Annotated in this window: 8 protein-coding genes; 1 reads left to right on the forward strand and 7 read right to left on the reverse strand. The window is 65.4% G+C overall.

Features of this window, described 5'->3' with window-relative positions; all coding sequences use genetic code 11:
- Positions 1 to 45: 45 nt before the first annotated feature.
- The 7 genes from ACIQCY_RS14835 to ACIQCY_RS14865 all read right to left on the reverse strand — a co-directional run bounded on the left by ACIQCY_RS14835 (position 46) and on the right by ACIQCY_RS14865 (position 6,341).
- The gene (locus ACIQCY_RS14835) at positions 46 to 1,161 is read right to left on the reverse strand and encodes an FAD-dependent monooxygenase (RefSeq protein ID WP_400484665.1); all 1,116 of its coding nucleotides are present in this window, start codon (positions 1,159 to 1,161) and stop codon (positions 46 to 48) included.
- Between the two features lie 99 nt (positions 1,162 to 1,260).
- Positions 1,261 to 2,025: an SDR family NAD(P)-dependent oxidoreductase gene (locus ACIQCY_RS14840; protein WP_400484666.1), complete on the reverse strand. Its 765-nt coding sequence runs from the start codon at positions 2,023 to 2,025 to the stop codon at positions 1,261 to 1,263.
- A gap of 31 nt (positions 2,026 to 2,056) precedes the next feature.
- Positions 2,057 to 2,824: an SDR family NAD(P)-dependent oxidoreductase gene (locus ACIQCY_RS14845; protein ID WP_400484667.1), complete on the reverse strand. Its 768-nt coding sequence runs from the start codon at positions 2,822 to 2,824 to the stop codon at positions 2,057 to 2,059.
- 89 nt (positions 2,825 to 2,913) lie between these two features.
- Complete coding sequence (locus tag ACIQCY_RS14850; RefSeq protein ID WP_400484668.1) at positions 2,914 to 3,798, reverse strand: aldo/keto reductase; 885 nt, start codon at positions 3,796 to 3,798, stop codon at positions 2,914 to 2,916.
- A gap of 25 nt (positions 3,799 to 3,823) precedes the next feature.
- A complete protein-coding gene (locus tag ACIQCY_RS14855; protein ID WP_400484669.1) occupies positions 3,824 to 4,147 on the reverse strand; it encodes a carboxymuconolactone decarboxylase family protein in 324 nt (107 codons plus the stop codon).
- Between the two features lie 30 nt (positions 4,148 to 4,177).
- Positions 4,178 to 5,029, reverse strand: a complete 852-nt coding sequence (locus tag ACIQCY_RS14860; protein WP_400484670.1) for an SDR family oxidoreductase — start codon at positions 5,027 to 5,029, stop codon at positions 4,178 to 4,180.
- Between the two features lie 61 nt (positions 5,030 to 5,090).
- Positions 5,091 to 6,341 (reverse strand): MFS transporter, encoded by a 1,251-nt coding sequence (locus ACIQCY_RS14865; protein ID WP_400484671.1) that lies wholly within the window; start codon positions 6,339 to 6,341, stop codon positions 5,091 to 5,093.
- 153 nt (positions 6,342 to 6,494) lie between these two features.
- On the opposite strand from ACIQCY_RS14865, the gene ACIQCY_RS14870 reads away from it, so the two are divergent.
- Complete coding sequence (locus ACIQCY_RS14870; RefSeq protein ID WP_400484672.1) at positions 6,495 to 7,406, forward strand: helix-turn-helix transcriptional regulator; 912 nt, start codon at positions 6,495 to 6,497, stop codon at positions 7,404 to 7,406.
- Positions 7,407 to 7,497: the final 91 nt, after the last annotated feature.

The raw sequence follows: 7,497 nt of genomic DNA on the forward strand, positions 1-7,497 counted from the left end.
CCTTTTCGAGACAGAAATGTCCTCGTGTAGTCAGCTGTCATGTGCTCATGCGGAGCGTCTGGCGAAGGAGCGGCTGAAGTTTTGCCCTGACTGAACGAGGCTCCGGGCGCTGCGAAGTCTCGCGTTCTCGTAGGCGTGCAGTGCCATGGGCGTGGTGCCGCGGTCCGCGATCGCCTCGGCGAGGGCTTCGGCGTCGTAGAGGGATTCGGCGAATCCCCTACCAGTCATGGGCGTCGGTACGTGCGCGGCGTCGCCGATGATGGTCACACGGTCGCGGGTGAGGCGTGTGGGTACGTATTCGGCGATCGGTGTGCCGATGACCTGGCGTCGTTCGATGCTGTCGAGGATTGCCTGACTCCAGGGTGCGGGGAACAGGGTTTGGGCCTGTGCGGCGAGTTCGCGGTAGGTGGTGTTCGGGATTCCCGCGGGCATGAGGGAGTGTCGGACGACAGAGCCTTTGACGCTTCCGCTTGATCGGAGCAGGTCGTTCCTGCTGGAGTCGTACCAGGCCCAGCCAAGGCGGCGTCGGCCGGGTGTGAGGGAACCATCAGCACCCGGGAGTGGGTAGCCGAGCAGGGTGTCTCTGCCGCCGCCCAGGAACGCGACGTCGGTGGGCCACCAGTGGTGGTTGATGGCCGTTTCGTCGGCGATCCCGATCCAGATGACGTATCCGGCGAACGTGGCATCGGGGTTCTCGGGTGAGATGTGCTGGCGGACGGTGCTGCGGTGGCCATCGGCGCCGATCACGATGTCTGCTGAGATCTTTTGGCCGGTTGATGTGGTGACCGTGGCGGAGTGTGCGTCCTGGGAAACCTTGCTGACAGTGGTGTTTTGTCGCAGCTCGATGAGAGGGCTGGTTTCGATCGCGGCGCGGAGCGCTGCGTGGACGGCGAACCAGGTCTGGATGCCTGGTGTCAGGGGCTGCGGTACTTGTGATGCGTCGAATCCGGTGATGCGTTCAAGGAGCCCGTCGGGGGCGTGGAGGGCTGCTCCTGTGCGGCCGGTATCGGTGGAGCGTTCGATCATGGTTACGCGGACGCCTGTTCTGGCGAGCGTGAGGGCGCTCATGAGACCGCTGAGGGAAGCGCCGACGACGACAGCAGTACCCGGTGAGCCATGGTCGGTGCTGGTGCTGGGTGTGGGGCGGTGCTGGGTGTGCACGGTGTTTTTCCTCTCGTTGTGTGTTGGTGCCCCGGGTTCCTTACGGGCCCGCCTGCTCGGCGGGCCGGTAAGGGGTGACGACGGGTCAGGGTTGGTGGGTCAGGCTTTTCCTGCGTAGACGGCGGTCATGCCGCCGTCGACGACGAGGTCGACGCCGGTGATGTAGTTGCTGGCATCCGAGGCCAGGAAGACCACGGCGTCGCCGATGTCTTCGGCGGAGCCGACGCGACCTGCGGGGACTTCGGGGGTGACCCGGTCGATGTATTCCTGGACTTGGGCGTCCGTCATTCCGAGTTCGGTGGTGTAGGCCTCGGTGGGGACGACGCCGGGGCTGACGCCGTTGACCCGGATGCGGCGGTGTTTGAGGTCCGTGGTCCAGCTCTTGGTGAAGGAGCGCACGGCGGCTTTGGTGGCGGCGTAGAGGCTGAAGTCAGCCAGCCCCATGTCGGCGGTGATGGAGGTGTTGATGATGATCGAGCTTCCGTCCCGAAGGAGGGGAAGCATTGCCTGCACAGTGAACAGGACGCCTTTGACGTTGACGCCGAACTGCCGGTCGAGGTCCTCGGTAGTGATTTCCGCCAGGGGGATGGGGTGGCCGCCTCCGGCGTTGGCGAAGACGATGTCCAGTCCACCGTGCTCGTCGCGGATAAGGTTCGCGAGTTGCTCCAGGTCGTCCTTGTCCGTGACGTCCGCGCGGACGGCGCGGGCACGCTCACCGATGTCCGCGGCGACTGCCTGGAGGGGTTCGAGATTGCGTCCTGTGACGTAGACGAAGGCGCCCTCCTCGGCCAGCCGGTGGGCTGTTCCGCGGCCTATGCCGGTTCCTGCGCCGGTGACGAGGGCGATTTTTCCGTCCAACTGCATGATGTGTTCCTTCAAGGTCGGGTGTCGTGCGTTAGAAGAGGGTGATGCCGGTGAGGCCGGCGAGTGTGGCTGTGAGACGGTCCTGGAAGTCGGGGTCGGTGACTTCCGGACGGGGCTCCTGCTGCCGGCGGTGGTGCCAGTAGCCGCCGGAGACCAGGGCGGCGGGATCATCGCTGCCGGCGAGCCAGCTCTGGGTGTCATGTCCCAGGTCCAAATCATCCGGTGCGTAAGGTCCACCCATTTTGGTGGGTACCCAGCCGGGGTCCACGGAGTTGCTGAGCACCGAGGGCCAGTGGCGGGCAACCGAGGCGGAGAGCGCCGAGACGTAGAGCTTGCTCTCGGAGTACGCGTCGCTTGCGTCCCAGCGGCGCCTAGTCCAGTTGATGTCCTTCAGGTCCGCGGTGGCGTTGTGGTGCATGCCGCTGGTGACGTAGATGAGGCGGTTCGGTCTCTCGATCAGGGCTGTGAGGAGGTAGGGAGCCAGGACGTTCACGGCCAGCGTCCGGGAACACCCGTCACGGGTTTCGATGCGCTGTGGTGAGAGGTAGACGCCGGCGTTGTGGATGATGGCATCCATGCGGCCGTGGCCGTTGACCTGCTCGGCGAGGTCCCGGGTTTCGGTGGTGCTGCTGAGGTCACCGATCACGATTCCTGCCGCGCGTGGGGCGAGGTCATCAAGGGCTGAAGCGCGTTCCCTGGTGCGGGCGTGCAGGAGGACCTCGTGGCCGGCATCGATGAGCGTTCGGGCGTTGGCGAGGCCGAGCCCGTCGGTTGAACCGGTGATGAAGATACGGGCCATGGTGATGCTTCTTTCCTTGCGGGAGGGGGTGGTCGCCGGGCGGGGCAGTGTGGGCTGTCCCGCCCGGCGGTCCCTGCCGACCAGGTGGGTCAGGCGGGGATGGGGAAGCCGTAGTTCTCGAGGGTGAGGGTGTCGGGGTCGGGTCCGCCTCGCACGCCGGTGTCCAGGCTGTCGATGGCAGCGACGTCCTCGGGGGTGAGGGTGAAGTCGAAGACGTCGAAGTTCTCGGCGATGCGGTGGTCCTTGACGGACTTCGGGATGGCCGAGTACCCGTGCTCGAGGTGCCAGCGGATGATGACCTGGGCCGGGGTCTTGCCATGCTGTGCGGCGATGTCCGTGATGACAGGGTCCTTGAGCGGGTTCTTCTCGTAGTCGCCGTAGATGTAGGAACCGCCGATGGGCGACCAGGACTGGGTGAGGATGCCGTGACGTTCGTTCGCTGCCCGCCACTGGGGCTGGGTGTAGTACGGGTGGACCTGGATCTGGTTCACAGCCGGCACCACGCTGGTGCGGGAGATGAGCTCCTCGAGCTGGGCCGGTGTCTGGTTGGAGACTCCGATGGCGCGGACACGACCGTCGGCGAGGAGCTTCTCGATCGCCGTGTACGCGGCGATGGTCTTCTCGAAGTCCGCAGCGAGGGGCTGGTGCAGCAGCAACAGGTCGACCTGGTCGACGCCGAGCTTGCTGATGCTCTTCTCGAACCCGTTGAGGGCTTCGTCGTAGCCGTAGTCGCTGATCCAGAGCTTGGTCTCGATGAAGATCTCTGACCGGTCGATACCGGACTGGCGGATACCTTCGCCGACTTCGCGTTCGTTGAAGTACGCGGCGGCGGTGTCGATCAGCCGGTACCCGGTGCGCAGTGCGGCGTCCACCGCTGCCCGGGTGTCGTCCGGGGCGCTCTGGTAGACGCCCAGACCTAGGGCGGGCATCTGCACACCATTGTTCAAGGTGATGGAGGGGTTCTGTTCATGCATGAGGTTAGGTTTCCTTACGGGGTCGTTATTCACTGAAAATGCGTTTGGCTACAGTCATGGCGGATACGGCTTTGGGCCATCCGGCGTAGAACGCCAGGTGGATGATGGCCTCCTTGATCTCGGTCTCGGTGAGGCCGTTCTGGATGCCGTAGGGGATATGCCAGTTCAGCTGGTCGATGTTTCCGGCCGCGATGAGGCCGGTGATCGTGGCGAGACTCCGATCGCGAGGGGACAGCCCCTCGCGCTCCCAAATGTCCCCGAAGAGCACGTCGTCGGTGAGGGAGACGAGTTTCGGGGCGAAGTCGCCGAACATCTTCTCCATGTCGGATTGTGTGTTCTCGTCGGTCATGAGGTATTCCCTTCCGGTCGGGCGGGTGTTTTAGAGGGTGTCGTCGTGTGCGAGCGAGCAGGAGAGCTCACGGTGGGCATCGATCTCGTCGAGGATGTCCCGGGCTTTCTGTTCGATGACGGCCACGGCGTCGGCTCCGGCAACCCACCGCAGGGGTGGGTGCTCCTCGCCGGCGATCCTGACGAGGGCGGTGCCGAGCTTCCCGGGGTCACCGGCCTGTTGACCGTTCATGTTCCTCCATCCCGGGATGGTCGCTGCGGTGCGGTCGGCGTAGTCATCGATGGAGAGTTCGGCCCAGATGGTCGAGGCGTCCTCGACGAGCAGCTCGGTGCGGAAGAAGCCGGGCTCCACGATGGTGGTCCGGATTCCGTAGGGTTCCAGGTCGTAACGCAGCGATTCCATCCACCCCTCAACGGCGAACTTACTGGTCGCGTAGGCGGCAATGAACTCCCCACCGACGATGCCTGCCTGCGAGGAAATCGTGATGATGTGGCCGCTGCGCTGCTCACGCATGGTGGGCAGCACGGCACGGGTGACATTCATCGGACCGAACAGATTCGTATCGAGTTGTGCACGGACCTGCGCGTCGCTGGTTTCCTCGAAGTACCCGGCGTAGAAGTTCGCGGCGTTGTTCACCAGGACATCGATGCGGCCGAACCGTTCGACGGCGGCCTGAGCCGCGGCTGCGGCATCTTCGGGCTTGGTCAGGTCGAGTTCCACGACAAGAAGATCGTCGGATTCACCGACAGCCTTTGCGACGGCCTCGGGCTTACGTCCGGTGGCGATGACGTTGTGTCCGGCGGCGAGGGCCGCCTTCGCAATGTTGACGCCCATGCCGCGGCCGGCGCCGGTGATCATCCAGACTTGTTTGTTTTCAGTCATAGGTATTCCTCTGGTGGTTGCGGTGGCTGGTGAGGATGTCCCGGGTCTGACCAGGACGTCGTTATCGAGCCGCGGTGGCTTTGTGATCGAGCTGGCCTGCGGGTTGCGTTGCCGGGACCGGGGTGGTGGTCCGGGTGGCTCGCATGATGGCGAGGATGACGAGGGGGATCAGGCCGAGGATGGCCATGCCCGCCCCGACGATCGATGGGCCTGTGGTGCCGAGGCTCGAGTCGAGGGCGAGACCGGCGAGCCAGGTGGCGGCGGCGATGCCGACGTTGAACGCGGACACGGTCAGCGCGGCCGACAGTGACGGCCCGGAGTGTCCGAAGCGGACGGCCAGCGGGGTCGCGATGGCGGTGACGCCCATGCCGGTGAAGCCGAGCAGGATGACCAGCACGATGGTCGGGACGACGAAGGCGGACAGGGGGATGAGCATCAGCAGTACCAGGGCCGAACCGCCGCCGATGGCGAAGTAGGTGGCCAGGGGCTTGCGGTCACCGGTGCGGCCGGCGACGACCGTGCCGAGCAGCGCGCCGATACCGAATCCGACGAGCAGCAGCGGGACGGCGGCTTCGGAGATGCCGGTGCGTTCGGTCAGAAGGGGCGAGATGTAGCTGTAGGCGGCGAGGAACCCGCCGGAGATCAGTGCGGTGGCGGCAAGGACGAGCCACAGCTTGCCCTGGCGGACGACGCCGAGCTGGGAGCGGAAGGTGATGGTTTCCTGCTGTTCCTCAGCGGGCGCGAATCTGCCGATGACCACGGCGGCGACGGCGGCGAGGATGGCCAGCGCCCAGAAGATACCGCGCCAGCCGATGAGCTGGCCGATGAAGGATCCCAGCGGCACACCCGCGACGATCGCCAGGCCCATTCCGCTCATCATCACGCCCATGGCGCGTGAGGCGTGCGCGGGACCCGCTGCGGTGGTGGCCACGACGGCCGCGATGGACAGGAACGCGCCGGTAGCCAGGGCGGTGATCACACGGGCGATCAGCACCACGGCGAAATCCTCGCTCAGGGCGGCGACAATGTGACCGACCGCGAAGAGCAGCAGCGACAGGATCAGGGTCAGGCGCTTGGGCAGACGCATGGTGGCCACGGAGATGGTGGGGGCGCCGACGATCATGCCGACCGCGAAGGCGGTGATGAGCAGGCCGGCCTGGGAGACGCTGACATCGAGGTCTGTTGCGATACTGGGCAGCAGGCCGGCGATCACGAATTCGGTGGTGCTCATCAGGAACGTGCCGATCGCCAGGAGCACCACAACGAGCGGGAGCTTGGCTTTCTGAACAGTGGAGGACGTGGGGGAGGACATGGGTGAACCTTCGACTTGAGGGGAGTGGGATCGGCGTCTGATCGCCGTCTATATCTACGAGACCACGGGACCAACCGGCCTAAACAGACCCACCTAAGCCATGTACTGACAGGGCATGGCTACACCCCGGCCGAGCGTTCTACCGTTGAAGGCATGAGCACCCGAGACGACATCCAGGAGTTCCTGACCTCCCGCCGGGCCAGGCTTACACCCGAGCAGGTCGGCCTGCAGTCCTACGGCCGCCGCAGGGTTCCGGGGTTGCGACGTGAGGAAGTCGCGATGCTCGCCCAGGTCAGCGTGGAGTACTACAGCCGGCTCGAACGCGGGAACCTCGCCGGCGTCTCCGAGAGCATCCTTGACGCCCTCGTTCAGGCCCTGCGCCTGAACGATGTTGAGGAACGCCACCTCCGGGACCTGATCCGGGCCTCCGACACCACTACCCGCACCAAGCGCCAACGCGCACCGCAGCAGCGGGTCCGCCCCACCATCCAGCGGATGCTCGACGCCATGACGGATCTCCCCGCGATCGTGCAGAACGGCAGGCTCGACATCATCGCCGCGAACCGGATGGGCCGGGCACTGTACGCCGCCCAGTTCGACACGACCCTGCTGCCACCGAACCAGGCCCGCTTCATCTTCCTGGACCCCCGCGGACGGGACTTCGCCCCCGACTGGGACCGTGCAGCCAACGAATGCGTGGCCTCGCTCCGGGCCGCGGCCGGCCGTGACCCCCACGACCGTCAACTCTCGGACCTCGTCGGTGAGCTCTCCACCCGCAGCGACGAGTTCCGTGTGCGATGGGCCGCGCACAACGTCTACCAGCACAAGAGCGGTTCCAAGCGCATGCGTCTTCCAGCAGTAGGGGAACTCGAACTGGATTTCGAAGTCATGGAACTCGTCGCTGACGACGGGCTGATGTTCATTACCTTCAGCGCCCAACCGGGCACGGCCTCCCACGACGCCCTGCAACTACTCTCCAGCTGGACAGCGACCCAAGCCAGTACCTCCCCCAGTTCCTCCAGTAGCACGTCCACCAGCACCCCCGCCGGTCCCACCCCTCTCTAGGTGTACTGACCGGACACGTTGGTCAATCGTGAGAAGGGCGGCTGGTTGCTGCAGGCTGTGTGGGGCCGGTGATGGTTGTAGTAGTGCAGCC

It is taken from the genome of Arthrobacter sp. NPDC092385 (assembly GCF_044755105.1).
GTDB lineage: Bacteria > Actinomycetota > Actinomycetes > Actinomycetales > Micrococcaceae > Arthrobacter_D.

Coding starts and splice junctions, on each gene's coding strand:
- ACIQCY_RS14840 (WP_400484666.1), bottom strand. CDS start 2,025: ATGCAGTTGGACGGAAAAATCGCCCTCGTCACCGGCGCAGGAACCGGC.
- ACIQCY_RS14860 (WP_400484670.1), bottom strand. CDS start 5,029: ATGACTGAAAACAAACAAGTCTGGATGATCACCGGCGCCGGCCGCGGC.
- ACIQCY_RS14865 (WP_400484671.1), bottom strand. CDS start 6,341: ATGTCCTCCCCCACGTCCTCCACTGTTCAGAAAGCCAAGCTCCCGCTC.
- ACIQCY_RS14870 (WP_400484672.1), top strand. CDS start 6,495: ATGAGCACCCGAGACGACATCCAGGAGTTCCTGACCTCCCGCCGGGCC.
- ACIQCY_RS14845 (WP_400484667.1), bottom strand. CDS start 2,824: ATGGCCCGTATCTTCATCACCGGTTCAACCGACGGGCTCGGCCTCGCC.
- ACIQCY_RS14855 (WP_400484669.1), bottom strand. CDS start 4,147: ATGACCGACGAGAACACACAATCCGACATGGAGAAGATGTTCGGCGAC.
- ACIQCY_RS14850 (WP_400484668.1), bottom strand. CDS start 3,798: ATGCATGAACAGAACCCCTCCATCACCTTGAACAATGGTGTGCAGATG.